This window comes from Paenibacillus sp. D9 (assembly GCF_001188365.1).
GTDB classification, from domain to species: domain Bacteria; phylum Bacillota; class Bacilli; order Paenibacillales; family Paenibacillaceae; genus Paenibacillus_O; species Paenibacillus_O humicus.
In genome coordinates this window covers 1,555,874-1,572,876 of the sequence record NZ_JZEJ01000001.1, presented here as the reverse complement: position 1 = coordinate 1,572,876, position 17,003 = coordinate 1,555,874, and the positions used below count along the sequence as shown (strand labels likewise).

Genomic DNA, 17,003 nt, shown 5'->3' with positions numbered 1-17,003 from the left:
GGGAGTCTCAGGAAAGGCCGAGCGCGCAGCGTGCGGCATGGATGCCGCTGGCCGCCGCCTGGGAGAGCGAATGGGTCGAGCCGGAGCAGTCTCCGATCGCATACAGCCCTTCGATTTCCGTCTGGAAGCGGCAGTCGACTGCCAGTCTGGGAGCATAGAATTTGCCGTCTAGCGCATAGAGAAGCGTATCGCCGTCAAGACGTTCGCCGAGCAGCCGTTCCAGCGCGGACAGGAATTCCATGGCGGCTCGAACATACAGCTCCGGCAGCTCCTCGGCCAGATTTCCCGGATCCGCCTCGATCGACGGCCTGATCCGGCTGGAGCGGATGCCTTCCGGGCTGGAGGAGCGCCCGCGGCGGAGATCGTCCAGCCTTTGGACGGCCAGGCGATCCCCGCCACGGTTGACCTTCCCCAGCACTTGCCGGGCGCATGCATCGGCCTCCTGCAGGGTTGGGAAGTGGCGCGGAACGAACAGGGTGAAGTTGAGGTTGGCGCTTTTGCTTCCTTGTTCCTTGAAGTTCTGGCCGTCGGCCATGACGAGGCCCTCCTGATGCTTGCGGATGATGCGGCCGCTTGGATTCATGCAATAGGTTGTCGCCGAGAAGCCGTCCCCGTCATAGCGCAGCTTGGTTTCGAACGTTTCCTCAAGGATGGAATCCAATTGCCCTCCCGCCATTTCCAGCCGGATGCCGAGATCCAGCCGGGTCTGCCTCGCTTCCAGGCCGAGCGTCGGAAGCAGTTGCTCCAGCCAGCCGCTGCCGCTGCGTCCCGTGGCGAGAAACACCTTTTTCGACGGCAACGTCCGTCCATCCGAGAGGCGAAGGATGAAGCCTCCTGAATTCTTGTCCAGCGAGACGACCTCGGTCCGGAAGCTGAAATCCGCCCATGCCGACAGAGCTTCATAGAAGCCGTCCAGCACTTGCCGCGACAAGCGGGTGCCCAAATGGCGGACGGTCGAGCTGAGCAGCTTCAAGCCGCCGGCTTCCGCCCTGGCGGCAAGGCTGCTGCTGTGCGTCCGGTAAGGAACGGCTTCGGCGGCCCCGTACAGGCACAGGATGCGGTCGGCCTCGTCCAGCCTTTCCATCGCGAGCCGTTCTCCGAGCAGCCCTTCCAGCTCGCCGCCGAAGTCGGTCGTGAAATTGTATTTTCCTTCGGACCGGCCAAGTCCGCCGAATCCGATGTAGGCTTCGCAGGCGTCGCACTGGCAGCTGCCTCCCTGCTCCAGCGGGCAGCTTCGTTCCCTCGGCGGCTTTCCTTTGTCCACCACCAGCACCTTGAGTCCAGGAGCGGCCTCCATCAGGGCGTGGGCGGCGAAGATGCCGGCGACTCCGGCGCCAATGATCGTGACATCATACATGAATGAACGCTCTCCTTTATGCTTTCATTTTAGCATGGGAACAGGCCTTCGAACATGTTGCGGCGCCGGCGCGAGGGAGGGAAGGTTTGAATAAAGCCAAAAAAGGGTTTGACCCTGAGAATGACTATCAATTAGTATAGAGTTTATACAGAATTTTGTATCAAAACCAACCGGAAAAGAGTGAAGACATGCTCCGCCGATTTTTCTCTCATTACCGCCCGTTCCTGGGCCTCTTCATCCTTGACTTCACCTGCGCCGTCGTCGCGGGCCTGCTTGAGCTCGCATTTCCGGTCGCGGTCCAGCAGTTCATCAACAAGCTGCTGCCGGGCGGGGACTGGCAGCTGATCGTCTGGGCTTGCGTCGGCCTGCTGGCGATCTATGCGCTGAATACAGTGCTGAACTATGTCGTCAACTACTGGGGACATATGCTTGGCATCAACATCGAGACGGAGATGCGGCGCAAGCTGTTCGCGCATGTGCAGAAGCTGAGCTTCCGCTTCTTCGACAACAACAAGACCGGCCACCTCATCGGGAGAATGACCAACGACCTGACCGAGGTCGGCGAAGTCGCCCATCACGGTCCGGAGGATGTATTCATCGCCGTCATGACGCTGCTGGGCTCGTTTGCCCTGATGGCCTACATCAATCTGGAGCTGGCGCTGCTCACGTTCGTCATCGTTCCGATCATGGCCTGGCTCGTTATCTTCTTCGGCCGCCGGATGGGCTCGACCTATGGCCGGATGTTCGGCAATGTCGGCAGCTTCAACGCCCGCATCGAGGACAATGTCGGCGGCATCCGCGTCGTGCAGTCTTTTGCCAACGAGGAGCATGAGAACAAGCTGTTCGCCGTCGACAACCAGAACTTCCGCACGACCAAGCTGATGGCCTACAAGACGATGTCCAAGAGCATCAGCATCACGTACATGCTCATGCGCCTGATCACCATCTTCGTCATGATCGCGGGAGCCTGGTTCATGATCGAAGGGCGAATCAACCTCGGCGACTTCATGGCGTTCATCCTGCTGTCGAACGTTTTCTTCAAGCCGATCGAGAAGATCAACGCCGTCATCGAGAGCTATCCGAAGGGAATCGCCGGCTTCAAGCGGTATTGCGAAATCATGGACACGGAACCCGATATCCAGGATAAGCCCGGCGCCGCCGAGCTGAAGAACGTCAGCGGCAGCATCGAATTCAGCCATGTCTCCTTCGGCTACGAGCCGGATCGTCCGATTCTGAACGATATCAGCCTCAGCATCAAGCCGGGAGAGACGGTCGCCTTTGTCGGTCCGTCCGGAGCCGGCAAGACGACGATCTGCAGCCTGCTGCCGCGTTTCTACGAGGTGGAAGGAGGCTCGATCAAGGTGGACGGCAAGGACATCCGGGACGTGAAGCTGGATTCGCTGCGCCGCCAGATCGGCATCGTGCAGCAGGACGTCTTCCTGTTCTCCGGCACGATCCGCGAGAATATCGCCTACGGCAACCTGCAGGCGAGCGAAGAGGAGATCTGGGAAGCGGCGCGCCGGGCGTCGCTGGACGAACTGATCCGCAGCATGCCGGAAGGGATGGATACCGTCATCGGCGAGCGCGGCGTGAAGCTGTCCGGCGGACAGAAGCAGCGCATGTCCATCGCGCGCATGTTCCTCAAAAATCCGCCGATCCTCATCCTGGACGAAGCGACGTCTGCTCTCGACACCGAGACGGAGGCGGCCATCCAGGCCGCGCTGGCGGAGCTGTCCGTCGGACGCACGACGCTGGTCATCGCGCACCGGCTGAGCACGGTCCGCAATGCCGACCGCATCGTCGTCGTGAGCAAGGACGGCATCGCGGAGCAGGGCAAGCATCAGGAGCTGATCGCCGCGGGCGGCATCTACAGCCGCCTGCATGTGGCCCAGGCGAGCCAAGCCTAAGGGGAAGCGGGCTGCTGCAGGGGAATCAAATTCCGCAAGCCGGATTCATGCAGATGCGCGAGCTTCCTCCCTGCAAGGCAGGCCTCTCTTATTGGATACTGGATGCAGCTCTGCGTTCCGTCTACAGGTAGAAACCGCCAGGCTGCCTGTTTTTATGTCAGTAGGGGAGCTGGCTGGCGGCGGCGCGCTGGAAAGGCCGCATCGCCGTCTTCAAGGTCCCGCATCCGGCCGGAAGAGGCTTTGGCCCGCATGGAAATGGTTGCTTCCCGTCCGATCGCTTCCTACAATGAAAAGGACGACAAGGGAGGCGACGATCCATGAAAGCGAACTGCACGATTCTCGACGATTATCAGGAAGCGGCTTTGAACTATGGGGATTGGGGCCGCCTGGAAGACAAGCTCGAGCTGTCGGTGCTGACAGAGCATTATGACAGCGAGGACGAGCTGGCGGAGATGCTGAAGGACGAGGAGATTCTTGTCATCATGCGGGAGAGGACGCCGTTCCGGGAATCGCTGCTGGCCCGGCTGCCGAAGCTGAGGCTGCTCGTGACGACCGGCATGCGCAACGCTTCCGTGGACCTGGACGCGGCGCAGCGGCTCGGCATCGCGGTCAGCGGCACGCGCGGCAGCTCGGAGGCGCCGATCGAGCTGACCTGGGCGCTGCTGCTCGGCCTGGCGCGGCATGTCCGCGTCGAGACCGACTCCTTCCGCAGCGGCGGACCTTGGCAGAGCACCGTCGGCAGCGACCTGAACGGCCGCACCCTCGGCCTGCTCGGGCTGGGGAGGATCGGAACCCGCGTAGCCGAGATCGGGCGGGCATTCGGAATGAATATTCTGGCGTGGAGCCAGAACCTGACCGAGGAGCGGGCGGCTCAGGCAGGCGTCCGTCTGGCGGCTTCCAAGGAAGCCCTGCTGGCGGAGAGCGATTATGTGTCCGTGCATCTCGTTCTGAGCGGCAGGACCCGCGGCTTGCTGGGCCCGGAGGAGCTGGCGCTCATGAAGCCGACCGCCTTCCTGATCAATACGTCTCGGGCGGGCATCGTCGACCAGGAGGCGCTGATGTCTGCCTTGAAGGAAGAGAGGATCGCAGGCGCGGGGCTTGACGTCTTCGACGTCGAGCCGCTGCCGGAGGACCATCCTTACCGGACGCTGCCGAACGTGCTGGCGACGCCGCATATCGGCTACGTGACGGAGAGCAACTACCGGCTCTACTTCGAGGATGCGGTGGAGGACATCGAGGCTTATTTGGCGGGCCGTCCGATTCGTCCGGTTCAGCCCTACAAGGGCTGATGAGACCGGGCATGCCGTGCAAGCGTGGCGGCAGGCGGGATTTGCAGCAAGCATTCGGCATCCGGCATGAAGCCGGACGGCATGAATAAACATGCGTCGCCAAGGCTCTGAACGTGTTTCCGCCGGAACGAGAAATTGCATGGCCTATCAAGCTGTCTGTGATCCGCCCCGGGCGGATCAAGACAGCTTGTTTCTTTTTTTAGGAAACGATTGACATTTCTAGTGTATGATGCGCATAATACACTTATCGAGTGTATGAACTACATAGTACACACACGAACCGAGGTGCGAGATGGCAGGCGAAGAGGAGTGGCCGGAAGCGGCATTCAACAGCAGGGATCCGGTTTATTTGCAGGTAGTCAAGCAATTCAAGGAAATGATCGCGACCGGGCGGCTGCGCGGCGGCCAGACCGTTCCTTCGCGCAGGGAGCTCGCCTCCCGCATGAAGATCAACCCCAATACAGCCCAGAAAGCGTACAAGGAAATGGAGGATCAGAACTTGATCGTGACCGAAGGAAATTCGCCGAGCCATATTACGACGGACGCCGACGTGCTGAGGAAGATCCGCTCCGAGCTGCTCGGCGAGGCGGTGGAGGCGTTCGTGGAGTCGGTCCGCAGGCTGGAAGCGCCCGTGGAGGAATTGGTGGAGCTGGTCCGGGAGAAATATGGAAGGCCTTCCGCTGCCGCCGACAACAATCATGATGGAGCAGGAGGGGGCCAGCGATGATCGAGGTCAGCGACATCCGCAAGCGGTACCGCCGCAAAAATGTTTTGAACGGGATTTCGTTCAAGGCGGAGAAAGGTCGGATCACCAGTCTCATCGGTCTGAACGGCGCCGGCAAATCGACGATTCTGAAGGCGATTATGGGACTTACGCCGGTTGATGGCGGAAGCATCCGCATCGGCGGCCAGCCTCTTTCCCCGGAGATCTACCATACGATTGCTTTTGTCCCCGATCGGCTCACGCTGCCGGGTTCCATGAAGCTGCGGGACGGCTTGCAGCTGATGTCGGATTTCTATCCCCGCTGGAATGCCGAAAAAGCCGAGGATTTGATGAGCTTCTTCCGCCTCGAGCGCGGAGAGCGGATCGGCCGGCTGTCGAAGGGGACAGCGGCCAAGTTCAACCTCGTGCTCGGCATGGCGCAGGACGTCGACTACGTGCTGATGGACGAGCCGTTCTCCGGCATCGACCTGTTCAGCCGCGAGATGATTGCCGAGGTATTCACGAGCCAGCTGGTCGAGGATCGCGGAGTGCTCATAACGACGCATGAGATCGGCGACATCGAGCATCTCGTCGATCGGGCGGTGATGCTGGATCAGGGTCATGTGATCCGCGACTTCGACTGCGAGGAGATGCGCAGCGATCACGGCAAGTCGATCATCGACGTCATGAGGGAGGTATATCGGACTTGAAAACGTATTTGAAGCTGGTGCATTTGGAAATCTACCGCTTCCGCCTTGTGCTTCTCGGGCTGATGGCCATGACGTCCGCCATCCAGCTGATCGGCTTGCAGCTGGCGATGAGGGATCGGCTTCAAGCCATTCGCGGGCAATTGACCCGCGAAGGATTGTCTCTGGCCCAATATGCGGAGAGATACAACGGTATTCCGCTGGGCGAGATTTGGTCTCATAGAGAGAGCTGGATGACATTCCCGATCGTGATCTGCATCGGCGGGATCGGATTGTATATTTTCCTCATCTGGTACAGGGACTGGTTTGGCAGGTCGGCTTTTGTCTATCGGCTGCTGATGCTGCCGCATTCGAGATTCCTCCTGTATGTGTCCAAATTCACAGCGCTGATGACGTTCGTGTTCAGCCTGTTCGCCCTGCAGATAGGCATCGTAGCCGTTCAGATGACGATGTACCGGCTGCGTATGCCCGACGAGCTGCGCGTTCCGCGAACTCTGGTCGATACGATTCGAGGCATGGATCTCGTCCTCTTCATTCCGGTGCGCCTGCATGAATTTCTGCTGGTCTACGGATTCGGATCGGTATTCGTGCTCTTGCTGTTCACGACCATTCTTATGGAGAGAAGCTATCGGTTCAAAGGATTGCTTGCCGGATTGGCCTACACGGCAGGGACGTTGATGCTGGTCGCATGGATGTGGGCCCAAGCGGAAAGAGGGACGGCCTTGCTGTATCCTTCCGAGCTGCTGGCGGCTGCAATCGCACTCATGCTGCTCAATGCGGCGCTGTCGCTGTGGCTAGGCAGATGGCTGCTCCGCACCAAAGTCGCGGCCTAAGGAGGAACTATGAGAAGAAGATACGGATACAGCATCGGGCTTGCTGTCCTAAGCGCCGCCGTCCTGGCCGCTTATGCGGGAGCCGCCGGCTCCGACAGCAATCCCCCATACAAGCTCGTTACACTGGAAGGAAGCACGGAGGCGATGAAAGGCTTCGTCTTGGAAGGACTCGGTTCCCGCTTGTCGGCGGACGGACGCAGGGAAAGGACGGGAAGCCTGTTTTTATCCGCTCCCTTCGACGATCTGATCCAGCCTGACCGCTATTCTTCCGAGCGGAACCAGCTCATTATCGCCCATCGTTCCTTCATGCGCGGGCATCGGCAGGATGAGTCGTTCTACCGGGACGGGAATTTCGTCATCGGTGCCGATATGGACGACAGCCTTTCGTCCGTCAAGATTCGTATTCTGGATCTTGCCGGTTCCGGCAGCAAGGAATTCACCGTGCCCGTTCGGGCGAATGCTGCGAAGGCGGACAATCCCCTTTACCAGGACAAGACCGTTCTGGACATCCAGCGGATAGAAAACCGCATCCACCTGCTGGTGCGCGGACAGCATGACAGCCCGGGCAATGGCCCGGCGATCTGGACTTTTACGGATTATATCGTCGACAAGGAGAGCGGGGAGCTGCTGCAGGCGGAGGAAATTTACCAAACGGTTCCGGATCCCGACCCTTATACGGAGACTTCGGTCGAGCTGATCGCCGAGGTGCGGGAGCTTGAGCCCTCTTCTTCCGTGATGCTCAATGTGAAGACGATCAAGCGCAAGGGTCCGGATGCCGCTAGGTCCGAACAGGATCTGGTTTTGAAAGATTGGCGCATCATCGGCTACGATTACGCCAGCGGCGATACCTGGGATCTGCCCAAGGCGGGAATGGATCGGCTCAAGCAAGGGCTTGCGCCGAGGCTGCACGAAGGAAAGCTCTATGCATTCAACGAGCGGAATGCCGAGCCGCTCATTCATGTCCTCGACACCCGGACGGGAGAGCCGTTGGCAGAGCCTTTGAAGCTTGATCGTAGCGGCAGCGCGGGATTGCGCAGCATCCGGCTCGAGAAGGGATTGATATACGACAACCTGATCCTGAATAAAATACCTACCGTCGTGGTCTACGAGGAGAAGACGCGCAAGGTTGTATACCGCGGCGCCGTAGAGCGGACGGACAGCGATTCGCAGAGTGTGGACTACCAGTATTTCCAGTTCAACTACTACGGGGAATGACTCCCGTTTTCCTTATTTGCCGAGGCCAAGCGCCGAGGCTTTTTTTTCGTCGAATTACTGCTCGGCAATTCCACGCCGCCAGTCGTTTGGATGCGTTTCCAGGCTTCTGGCGGCTCTGTCGGACGGTGTCGGAACAGGAATAAAAATGAAGCCCGAGGAGATAATGCTTATTAATGTTTCTCCTTGGGAGGTAGTCACAATTGACCCGAAATAAAGTCGAGATCTGCGGAGTGGATACTTCCAAACTCCCCGTGCTTACGAACGTCGAAATGAGGGAGCTGTTCACCGCTCTCCAGACCCAGAACGAGTGGTCCGCAAGAGAGAAGCTCGTGAACGGGAACCTGAGGCTCGTCCTCAGCGTCATCCAGCGGTTCAACAACCGGGGAGAATTCGTGGACGACCTGTTCCAGGTCGGCTGCATCGGACTCATGAAGGCCATCGATAATTTTGACCTCAGTCAAAACGTCAAGTTTTCCACATATGCCGTCCCTATGATCATCGGCGAGATCCGCCGCTACCTGCGGGACAACAACCCGATCCGGGTATCGCGCTCGCTGCGGGATATCGCCTACAAGGCGCTGCAGGTCCGCGACAGCCTCACGAACCAGAATTCCCGCGAGCCGACGATCTTCGAGATATCCGAGGCGCTCGGCGTGCCGAAGGAGGACGTCGTCTTCGCCCTGGACGCCATCCAGGATCCGGTTTCCCTGTTCGAGCCGATCTATCATGACGGCGGCGACCCGATCTACGTGATGGACCAGATCAGCGACGACCGCAACAAGGACATCAGCTGGATCGAGGAGATCGCCCTGCGCGAGGCGATGCACAAGCTGAACCAGCGCGAGAAGATGATTCTGTCGATGCGCTTCTTCGACGGCAAGACGCAGATGGAGGTGGCCGACGAGATCGGCATCTCGCAGGCGCAGGTGTCCCGCCTCGAGAAGTCGGCCATCCAGCAGCTTCAGAAGCATGTCAAGAGCTGAGGCTGGCCGCTGCGGCCAGGCTCCATGACGAACTCCAGGCGCCTTCGGGCGCCTTTTTCATGCGGGCTTGGGCTGATCGGCCGCCTTCCGTCATATACTGGGAGCACTAGACCTCCAGGACGGGAAGTGCGGCGCGCATGCTCATGAAAATATCCGAATTCCAAACCAAGGACGTCATCAATATCGTCGACGGCAAAAAGCTCGGCCAAATCAGCGACATGGAAATCGATCTGAGGCAGGGGCGCATCGATTCCATCGTCGTGCCTAATTTCACGCGTTTCTTCGGCATGTTCGGGAGCGGGGCGGATCTCATCATTCCGTGGCGCAACATCGTCAAGATCGGCGCCGACGTCGTGCTCGTCCGGATGGAGAACGCCGGCGGGGTCAAGGCGTATCTGGAGGATGACGACATCCAGGAGAAGCTGTAGCGAACAGCCGCGAGGAAAACCTGTTGGCGAACAGCCGCCAGAAAAAGCCGCGGCGGAGCCGCCCCGCCTTCCCCGCTCCGCGCCGGCCATGGTACACTAGGCTGGAGGTGATGGCAAAATGGAGGCATTCGTTCCGCGCGATAACGGGAACCCGGCGAAGGAAGCTTCGCTTTTTTTATTGGAATCATGGACCGGCGGCGGCAGCGTTACGGCCGGCTTCACCGGACGGCAGGGCGGCGTCAGCCGGGAGCCTTGGGCTTCCCTGAATATGGGGCTGCATGTCGGGGACGACGACGCGTCTGTCCGGACGAACCGCATGCGGCTGGCTGATGCGCTTGGCTGGCCCTATGAGTCCTTCACCTGCGGAGAGCAGGTGCATGGCTGCGCCGTCCAGGCCATCAGCCGCGGCGATGCCGGGCGCGGACGCGATTCGCGCGCGACGGCCGTCCCGGATACGGACGCGCTGATGACGGATGAGCCGGGCGTTCTGCTCGTTTCCTTTTACGCCGACTGCGTGCCCTTGTACTTCTGGGACCCGTCCAGAGGAGCGGTGGCGCTTGCCCATGCGGGCTGGAAGGGAACCGTAGGGGGAATCGCCCGCGCGACCGTCGAAGCGATGGGCAGCCGGTACGGGAGCAAGCCTGCCGACATCCGCGGAGCTGTCGGACCGTCGATCGGAGCATGCTGCTACGAGGTCGACGAAGCCGTCCTGGGGCGCGTCCGCCCGCTGCTCGGCGAGCTTGCCGAAGCTGGAATCGCTTCAGCCGACCCGGTCATTCACGGCGAGACGCCGGGCCACGGCCGGCTGAACTTGAAAGAGCTCAACCGACAGATTATGATAAAAGCAGGAATTATGCCGTCGAATATAGAAGTTACGCAGTGGTGCACCGGCTGCCGCATGGATTTGTTCTTCTCCCATCGGATGGAAGGCGGCGGCACGGGGCGGATGGCAAGCTGGATCGGCATGGAAAGCAGGTGACGCTTTTGTCGCTGTCAGAGCGGAAGGCGGAAGTGGATAGAAGGATCGCGGAGGCTTGCGCCCGGAGCGGGCGCAGCCCGGAGGAAGTGAACGTCATCGCGGTGACGAAGTATGTATCGCTCGGGAGGACCAGGGAAGCGCTGGACAGCGGCTGCGTCCATCTCGGCGAGAACCGCTGGCAGGACGCCAAGGACAAGTGGGAGGCGTTTCCGGAAGGCTCCTGCGGAGCGGGAGAAGCTCCCGTCTGGCATTTTATCGGTTCGCTGCAGACGAACAAGGTGAAGGACGTCATAGGCAAGTTTACATACATCCATTCGCTGGACAGGCTTTCCCTGGCGGATGCAATCGACAAGAAGGCCAGGAGCCTCGGCATCGTGGTCCCATGCTTCATTCAAGTCAATGTATCCGCGGAACATTCCAAGCACGGCATCGCCCCGGAGCAGCTCCGGGATCTCGCCTCGGGTCTTGCGGCCTATCCTGGCGTGAAGCCGATCGGCCTCATGACGATGGCGCCTCACGACGAGGATTCCGAGGCAGCGCGTCCGGTCTTCCGCGGACTGCGGGAGCTGATGGAGCTGGCCAACCGCGAGAGCTGGTTCGCGGAGCCGCTGACGGAGCTCTCGATGGGAATGTCGGGCGACTTCGAGGCAGCGGTTGAGGAAGGCGCGACATGGGTGCGGCTTGGAACCATTCTCGTAGGCAAAGAGGAGGAGCTGGTATGAAGGTGCTTAACCGGTTCATGAACTATTTCGGCTTGCAGGACGAAGAAGAGATCATCGAGCGCGAGCCCGTCCATCAGCATGAGGATCACGAAGTTGAAACCTCGGCATCCGAAATGCGTAAACCAACCAAAGGCAGCAATATCGTCAGCATCCATTCGCAGAAGAACATGCGCGTCGTGCTGAACGAACCCCGTTCCTATGACGAGGCGCAGGAGATCGCCGACCATCTGCGCAACCGGCGTTCCGTCATCGTGAACCTGCAGCGCGTCCGGACGGATCTGGCCGTGCGGATCGTCGACTTCCTCAGCGGCACCGTATATGCGCTGAACGGAAGCATTTCCAAGCTCGGCCCGAATATTTTTCTCTGCACGCCGGATTCTGTCGATGTTCAGGGCACCATAACCGAAATGCTTGCTGACGAAGACTACAGAAAAATGAGGTGACCTTGGCTTGGAGCAAGTCAAAGAGATCGTCCACACCCTGGAATCGATTTACTACTTTATGATTTTCGGATACATTCTGCTTTCATGGCTGCCCAACGCCCGCGAGAGCTTCATCGGCCAGTTCCTCGGCAAGATCGTCGAGCCTTATCTCAGCATCTTCCGCCGCTTCATCCCGCCGATCGGCGGCATGCTGGACATCAGCCCGATCGTCGCCCTGATCGCTCTGCGCTTTGTCGCGCAAGGCATCATCGGCGTGCTGGGCTTCTTCTTCTCCTAAGGCAGCCCAGTGGCAGACGGCCTTTATGAGCATTTTCATCCGGAGGAGCGGCCTTTCGTCGACCGCGCCCTGGAGTGGATCGGACGCTCGGCCCAGCTTCACGAGCTGAAGCGGACGGATTTCCTCGATCCCCGGCAGGCATCGATTCTGATGTCGCTCGCGAATCGGGAGCCCGACGTCGGCGTTCGATTGGATGGAGGATACGAGGGAGCGGAGCGCAGGCGGGCGCTGATTGCTCCCTCGTATCGTTATTTGGAGGGCGAGGATACGGGCATATCCGTCCTTGAAGTGCAAGCTGTATCCGGCGGCCATCTGGAGCTGGATCACGGCGACTACTTGGGAGCCGTCCTGGGGCTCGGAATCAAGCGCGACCGCATCGGAGACATCCATGTCGGTCCGGATGGAGCCCAGCTGCTTGTCGCGGACGAGATTGCCGGCTTCCTGAACGTGCATTTCCGCCAGGTCCACAAGCTCAGCGTGCTGACGGCGGTCAAGCCGCTGTCGGAGCTGCGCCCGGTCGTCAGCCGGATGGAAGAGATGAGCTTCACGGTCGCGTCCATGCGGCTGGACGGCATCTGCAGCGACGTCTATCGGATCAGCCGGGCGAAGATCGTCGAGCCGATCCGGGCCGGGCGCTGCCGGGTCAACTGGAAGGGCGAGGAGGATCCTTCGAAGCAGCTGCGCGAAGGAGATGTCGTGTCCATCAAGGGACTCGGCAGGTTCAAGCTGCTGGAGGTCGACGGGATGACCAAGAAAGGCCGGATACGCGTCAAGGCAGGCAAATTCATCTGAAACCGGCTCCCCGGGAGCTAGGACGGCTCGGCTCCATGCGCTGCATGGAGCCATCCTTATATGGACAGCAAAAAATGCCGCCGTCCCGACCGATATAGGGAGGACGGATATTTTTGGCGTGGATCAGAAATTTGCAGGAATTTGCCCGGAACTGTCGAATTGGGATATCACCAACGATCGGCTTACGACGAGAACAAACCCAACAGGAGGTGCCCCAATGCCGCTGACGCCATTGGACATACATAACAAGGAATTCGGAAGAAGACTTCGCGGCTACGACGAGGATGAGGTCAATGAATTCCTGGACCAGGTCATCAAGGACTACGAGGCGCTCATCCGCGAGAACAAGGATCTTCAGAACCAGATCCTGAACCTGCAGGAGAAGCTCAACCACTTCGCCAATATCGAGGAGACGCTGAGCAAGACGATCATCGTCGCCCAGGAGGCGGCGGACGAGGTGAGGGGCAACGCCAAGAAGGAAGCGCAGCTGATCATCAAGGAAGCGGAGAAGAATGCCGACCGCATCGTCAACGACTCCATGATGAAATCCCGCAAGGTGTCGCTGGAAGTGGAGGAGCTCAAGAAACAGGCTTCAATTTACCGGACCCGCTTCCGGACGCTGGTCGAGGCGCAGCTCGAGCTGCTCGCCCAGGACGGCTGGGACAAGCTGGAGAACGCCTCGAGCAGCCTGTCTCTGGAAGGCTCGAACTATTAGAGCGGCGGTTGACACGCAGGGACTGCTGTATGTAGTATAGAAATAGATTTTGGCGACGATAATGGACCTGCAGGTCCTTATCGCGACATGATGGATAACAGTCAATTTCGTCGACGAGAACGAGTACGCTGAACGGTCGTTCCCCAGAGAGCCGGCATCCTGCTGCAAGCCGGCGTTCGAACTTCAGCCGAACATCCTCTCCGAGAAGCGGAGCCGAACAGCCCGGAGCCTTGTGCGCTTCGTGCCGAGTAAGCCCCGCCGGCAGTCCCACGTTATAGGGAACGCGGATGGCAGATATGCATCCGCTGCTGAGATGCCTATGCTGAGGCGAAGCACGGTCCAATCAGGGACCTGTTTCCACGGCGACAGGGCGATTAGGGTGGTATCGCGAGTCATGCTCGCCCCTTTACACAGGGGCGGGCTTTTTTATTTTCTCAAGAGAAGGGCGTGTCAAGTATGCAGAGAGTGGATGTCAAGGAAAAGGCGAGAAGCCGCGAGGAGCGGGTGCTGGCGAGATGGAGAGAGGAAGGGACGTTCAAGGCCTCGATCGAAAACCGGGAGGGCAAGCCGAACTTCGTCTTTTATGAAGGGCCGCCGACAGCAAACGGGGCTCCCCACATCGGCCACGTGCTGGGCCGCGTCATCAAGGACTTCATCGGCCGCTACAAGACGATGTCGGGCTACCGCGTCATCCGCAAAGCGGGCTGGGATACGCATGGCCTGCCGGTCGAGCTGGGCGTGGAGAAACAGCTCGGCATTTCCGGCAAGCAGGAGATCGAGAACTACGGCGTCGAGGCCTTTGTCCAGAAATGCAAGGACAGCGTGTTCGAATACGAGCGCCAATGGCGCGAGCTGACGGAAGCGATCGGCTATTGGACGGATATGGACGATCCGTACATCACGCTGAAGAACAGCTACATCGAGAGCGTATGGCATATCCTGTCCACCATCCATGGCAAAGGTCTGCTGTATCGCGGCCACCGCGTCAGCCCGTACTGCCCATGCTGCCAGACGACTCTCAGCTCGCATGAAGTGGCGCAAGGCTACGAGGATGTCAAGGATCTCAGCGCGACCGTCAAGTTCCCGCTGAAAAATGGGGAAGGCCATCTGCTCGCATGGACGACGACCCCATGGACGCTTCCTGCGAACACGGCCATCGCCGTCAATCCGGAGCTGACCTACTCCAAGGTGAAGCGGGACGGCGAGGTGTACTTCGTCGCCGAGAGCCTTGTGGAGAGCGTGTTCAAGGGGGATGACAAGCCGGAAATCGTCGGCAGCGTGAAGGGCTCCGAGCTGATCGGACTTCCGTATGAAGCGCCGTTCAATTATGTCCCGATCGAGAACGGCCATGTCGTCATCGGCGCGGACTTCGTCAGCGACACAAGCGGCACGGGCATGGTCCACATTTCGCCGGCCCATGGCGACGACGACTACAAGGCCGCCCGCAAAAACGGCATCGGGCTGCTGGCCGTCGTCAACTCGCAGGGCCGCTATATCGACGAGATAACGGATTGGGCCGGCCGCTTCGTCAAGGACGGAGAGGTCGACATCGAGATCGTGCGCAAGCTGAGCGAGAAGGGACTGCTCTTCTCCAAAGAGAAGTACGAGCACAGCTATCCGTTCTGCTGGCGCTGCAAATCGCCGCTGCTGTACTACGCCACGGAAAGCTGGTTCATCGAGACGACGGCCGTCAAGGATCAGCTCATCGCCAACAACAACGGCGTGGACTGGTATCCGGGCCATATCCGCGAGGGCCGCTTCGGCAAATTCCTCGAGGATCTCGTCGACTGGAACATCAGCCGCAACCGCTACTGGGGAACGCCGCTCAACGTCTGGATCTGCGAAGCGACCGGCAAGGAATACGCGCCGTCCAGCCTCGCCGACCTGCGGGCGCGCGCGACGACGGAGCTGCCGGAGGACTTCGAGCCTCACAAGCCGTATGTCGACGAAGTGAAGCTGCACAGTCCGTTCGCGGAGGGGGCGGTCATGACCCGCACGCCTGAAGTCATCGACGTCTGGTTCGACAGCGGCTCCATGCCGTTCGCCCAGCAGCATTATCCGTTCGAGAACGAAGGCCGCTTCGCCGAGCAGTATCCGGCGGACATCATCTGCGAGGGCATCGACCAGACGCGCGGCTGGTTCTTCAGCCTGCTGGCCGTCTCGACGCTGTATAACGGACGCGCCCCTTACAAGGCCGTCATCTCTACGGGCCATGTACTCGACGAGAGCGGCCAGAAAATGTCGAAGTCCAAAGGCAACGTCATCGACCCGTGGGAAATCATCAACGAGTACGGCACCGATGCGTTCCGCTGGGCATTGCTGGCCGACAGCGCTCCATGGAACAGCAAGAAGTTCTCGCGCGGGATTGTCGGAGAAGCCAAGTCGAAGGTCATTGATACGATCGTCAACACGCATGCGTTCTTCGCTCTGTATGCGGACATCGACGGGTACGATCCCGCTTCCGATCCGCTTCAGGCTTCCGAGGCGAAGCTGGACCGCTGGATCGTCTCCCGTCTCAACTCGCTCGTGCGCGACGTCGTCAAAGGGCTGGAAGGCTGGGATTTCCTCAATTCCGCCAAGGCCATCGAGGCCTTCGTCGACGAGATGAGCAACTGGTACATTCGCCGCTCGCGCGACCGCTTCTGGGGCAGCGGCCTGACCGGCGACAAGCTGGACGCCTACCGCACGCTGCGGCATGTGCTGCTGACGCTGTCGAAGCTGATCGCTCCTTACGCGCCGCTGCTTGCCGAGGACGTATATGGAAATCTGGGCGGAAAGGGCAGCGTCCATCTCGCCGACTATCCGGTCGTCGACGATGCCGCCATCGACGAAGCGCTTGAGCGCGACATGGAGACGGCCCGCCAGATCGTCGAGCTGGCCCGCAACGTGCGCAACGAGACGGGCATCAAAACCCGCCAGCCGCTATCCGAGCTGATCGTTTCTCTGAGCGGCGACTTCGAGCTTGCCGAATACGAACACATCATCAAGGATGAGATCAATGTGAAGGGCATTACGGTGGAGCATTCCGACAGCGGCTTCGTCGACTTCGCGCTGAAGCTCAACCTCAAGGTGGCGGGCAAGAAATTCGGCAAGAACGTCGGGCCGATCCAGGCTCATCTGAAAGCTCTCGATGCCGATACGGCCCGCGCGATCGTTCAAGGAGGGAGCTTCGTCTTCACGACGCCTGACGGCGAGGACGTTCCGGTCGCTCTAGACGAGCTGCTCGTGGAGAAGCAGGCGAAGCCGGGCTTCGCGTCCGCATCGGGCGGCGGCCTCACGGTCGCGCTCAATACGGACATCACGCCGGAGCTGGAGCAGGAGGGCTGGGTGCGGGAAGTCATCCGCGCCGTGCAGGACACGCGCAAGAAGCTCGATCTGCCGATCGAGAAGCGCGTCGATCTCGTGCTTGATGCCGATGCGGAGCTGACGGCTGCTCTCCAGGCATTCGACAGCCTGCTGCAGGACAGCGTCCTGCTGAGCAGCGTCTCGTTTGATAGCGCCGAAGGCATGGAAAGAGTCGCTTTCGGAGAACGCGAGTTCGGCCTGCTCATCCGCTGAACGGTTCGGTCCAGGCCGGCAGCGGAATGAGTTCCGGCTGCTCCATGGCGCCAGCCAAAGCCGACCCCCTGAAGGAATCCCTTCAGGGGGTTTCT

The 17,003-nt window shown here is 60.0% G+C and carries 16 protein-coding genes; 15 read left to right on the top strand and 1 reads right to left on the bottom strand.

Annotation, left to right across the window (positions count from 1 at the left end; genetic code table 11):
* Positions 1-7 precede the first annotated feature (7 nt).
* On the bottom strand, positions 8-1,357 hold the full coding sequence (locus VE23_RS07355) for an NAD(P)/FAD-dependent oxidoreductase (protein WP_049867671.1): 1,350 nt from the start codon (positions 1,355-1,357) through the stop codon (positions 8-10).
* A gap of 188 nt (positions 1,358-1,545) precedes the next feature.
* On the opposite strand from VE23_RS07355, the gene VE23_RS07350 reads away from it, so the two are divergent.
* The 15 genes from VE23_RS07350 to ileS all read left to right on the top strand — a co-directional run bounded on the left by VE23_RS07350 (position 1,546) and on the right by ileS (position 16,908).
* Positions 1,546-3,264, top strand: coding sequence for an ABC transporter ATP-binding protein (locus tag VE23_RS07350; protein ID WP_049867670.1), 1,719 nt, complete (start codon positions 1,546-1,548; stop codon positions 3,262-3,264).
* 317 nt (positions 3,265-3,581) lie between these two features.
* Positions 3,582-4,553, top strand: coding sequence for a D-2-hydroxyacid dehydrogenase family protein (locus tag VE23_RS07345; RefSeq protein WP_049867669.1), 972 nt, complete (start codon positions 3,582-3,584; stop codon positions 4,551-4,553).
* 292 nt (positions 4,554-4,845) lie between these two features.
* Entirely contained in the window at positions 4,846-5,280 is a 435-nt protein-coding gene (locus VE23_RS07340) for a GntR family transcriptional regulator (RefSeq protein WP_021880984.1), read from the top strand.
* Positions 5,277-5,966 carry an ABC transporter ATP-binding protein gene (locus VE23_RS07335; RefSeq protein WP_049867668.1) on the top strand — a complete coding sequence of 230 codons (690 nt, stop codon included), beginning with the start codon at positions 5,277-5,279 and terminating at the stop codon, positions 5,964-5,966. Before VE23_RS07340 ends, VE23_RS07335 begins: the two co-directional genes overlap by 4 nt.
* A complete protein-coding gene (locus VE23_RS07330) occupies positions 5,963-6,796 on the top strand; it encodes a hypothetical protein (RefSeq protein WP_049867667.1) in 834 nt (277 codons plus the stop codon). Before VE23_RS07335 ends, VE23_RS07330 begins: the two co-directional genes overlap by 4 nt.
* 9 nt (positions 6,797-6,805) lie before the next feature.
* Positions 6,806-8,011, top strand: a complete 1,206-nt coding sequence (locus VE23_RS07325) for a hypothetical protein (protein WP_049867666.1) — start codon at positions 6,806-6,808, stop codon at positions 8,009-8,011.
* A 200-nt stretch (positions 8,012-8,211) separates the two neighbouring features.
* Complete coding sequence (gene sigG / locus VE23_RS07320) at positions 8,212-8,994, top strand: RNA polymerase sporulation sigma factor SigG (RefSeq protein ID WP_021880987.1); 783 nt, start codon at positions 8,212-8,214, stop codon at positions 8,992-8,994.
* A 143-nt stretch (positions 8,995-9,137) separates the two neighbouring features.
* Complete coding sequence (locus VE23_RS07315) at positions 9,138-9,422, top strand: YlmC/YmxH family sporulation protein (protein WP_048748565.1); 285 nt, start codon at positions 9,138-9,140, stop codon at positions 9,420-9,422.
* A gap of 118 nt (positions 9,423-9,540) precedes the next feature.
* Positions 9,541-10,401, top strand: coding sequence for a peptidoglycan editing factor PgeF (gene pgeF, locus VE23_RS07310; RefSeq protein ID WP_048748561.1), 861 nt, complete (start codon positions 9,541-9,543; stop codon positions 10,399-10,401).
* Positions 10,402-10,406: 5 nt separating this feature from the next.
* Positions 10,407-11,123 carry a YggS family pyridoxal phosphate-dependent enzyme gene (locus VE23_RS07305; RefSeq protein WP_048748560.1) on the top strand — a complete coding sequence of 239 codons (717 nt, stop codon included), beginning with the start codon at positions 10,407-10,409 and terminating at the stop codon, positions 11,121-11,123.
* Positions 11,120-11,566 carry a cell division protein SepF gene (locus VE23_RS07300; protein WP_048748559.1) on the top strand — a complete coding sequence of 149 codons (447 nt, stop codon included), beginning with the start codon at positions 11,120-11,122 and terminating at the stop codon, positions 11,564-11,566. The genes VE23_RS07305 and VE23_RS07300 overlap by 4 nt, the downstream gene beginning before the upstream one ends.
* A gap of 7 nt (positions 11,567-11,573) precedes the next feature.
* Entirely contained in the window at positions 11,574-11,843 is a 270-nt protein-coding gene (locus VE23_RS07295; RefSeq protein WP_021879797.1) for a YggT family protein, read from the top strand.
* A 9-nt stretch (positions 11,844-11,852) separates the two neighbouring features.
* On the top strand, positions 11,853-12,635 hold the full coding sequence (locus VE23_RS07290) for a YlmH family RNA-binding protein (RefSeq protein ID WP_021879796.1): 783 nt from the start codon (positions 11,853-11,855) through the stop codon (positions 12,633-12,635).
* A 217-nt stretch (positions 12,636-12,852) separates the two neighbouring features.
* Positions 12,853-13,350, top strand: coding sequence for a DivIVA domain-containing protein (locus VE23_RS07285; RefSeq protein WP_048748558.1), 498 nt, complete (start codon positions 12,853-12,855; stop codon positions 13,348-13,350).
* 456 nt (positions 13,351-13,806) lie between these two features.
* Entirely contained in the window at positions 13,807-16,908 is a 3,102-nt protein-coding gene (gene ileS / locus VE23_RS07280; RefSeq protein ID WP_049867665.1) for an isoleucine--tRNA ligase, read from the top strand.
* The last annotated feature ends 95 nt before the right edge of the window (positions 16,909-17,003 follow it).

Excerpts from the sequence above, each read along its gene's own strand:
- VE23_RS07355 (WP_049867671.1), bottom strand. The coding sequence starts at position 1,357 with ATGTATGATGTCACGATCATTGGCGCCGGAGTCGCCGGCATCTTCGCC.
- VE23_RS07350 (WP_049867670.1), top strand. The coding sequence starts at position 1,546 with ATGCTCCGCCGATTTTTCTCTCATTACCGCCCGTTCCTGGGCCTCTTC.
- VE23_RS07345 (WP_049867669.1), top strand. The coding sequence starts at position 3,582 with ATGAAAGCGAACTGCACGATTCTCGACGATTATCAGGAAGCGGCTTTG.
- VE23_RS07340 (WP_021880984.1), top strand. The coding sequence starts at position 4,846 with ATGGCAGGCGAAGAGGAGTGGCCGGAAGCGGCATTCAACAGCAGGGAT.
- VE23_RS07335 (WP_049867668.1), top strand. The coding sequence starts at position 5,277 with ATGATCGAGGTCAGCGACATCCGCAAGCGGTACCGCCGCAAAAATGTT.
- VE23_RS07325 (WP_049867666.1), top strand. The coding sequence starts at position 6,806 with ATGAGAAGAAGATACGGATACAGCATCGGGCTTGCTGTCCTAAGCGCC.
- VE23_RS07315 (WP_048748565.1), top strand. The coding sequence starts at position 9,138 with ATGAAAATATCCGAATTCCAAACCAAGGACGTCATCAATATCGTCGAC.
- pgeF (WP_048748561.1), top strand. The coding sequence starts at position 9,541 with ATGGAGGCATTCGTTCCGCGCGATAACGGGAACCCGGCGAAGGAAGCT.
- VE23_RS07300 (WP_048748559.1), top strand. The coding sequence starts at position 11,120 with ATGAAGGTGCTTAACCGGTTCATGAACTATTTCGGCTTGCAGGACGAA.
- VE23_RS07285 (WP_048748558.1), top strand. The coding sequence starts at position 12,853 with ATGCCGCTGACGCCATTGGACATACATAACAAGGAATTCGGAAGAAGA.
- ileS (WP_049867665.1), top strand. The coding sequence starts at position 13,807 with ATGCAGAGAGTGGATGTCAAGGAAAAGGCGAGAAGCCGCGAGGAGCGG.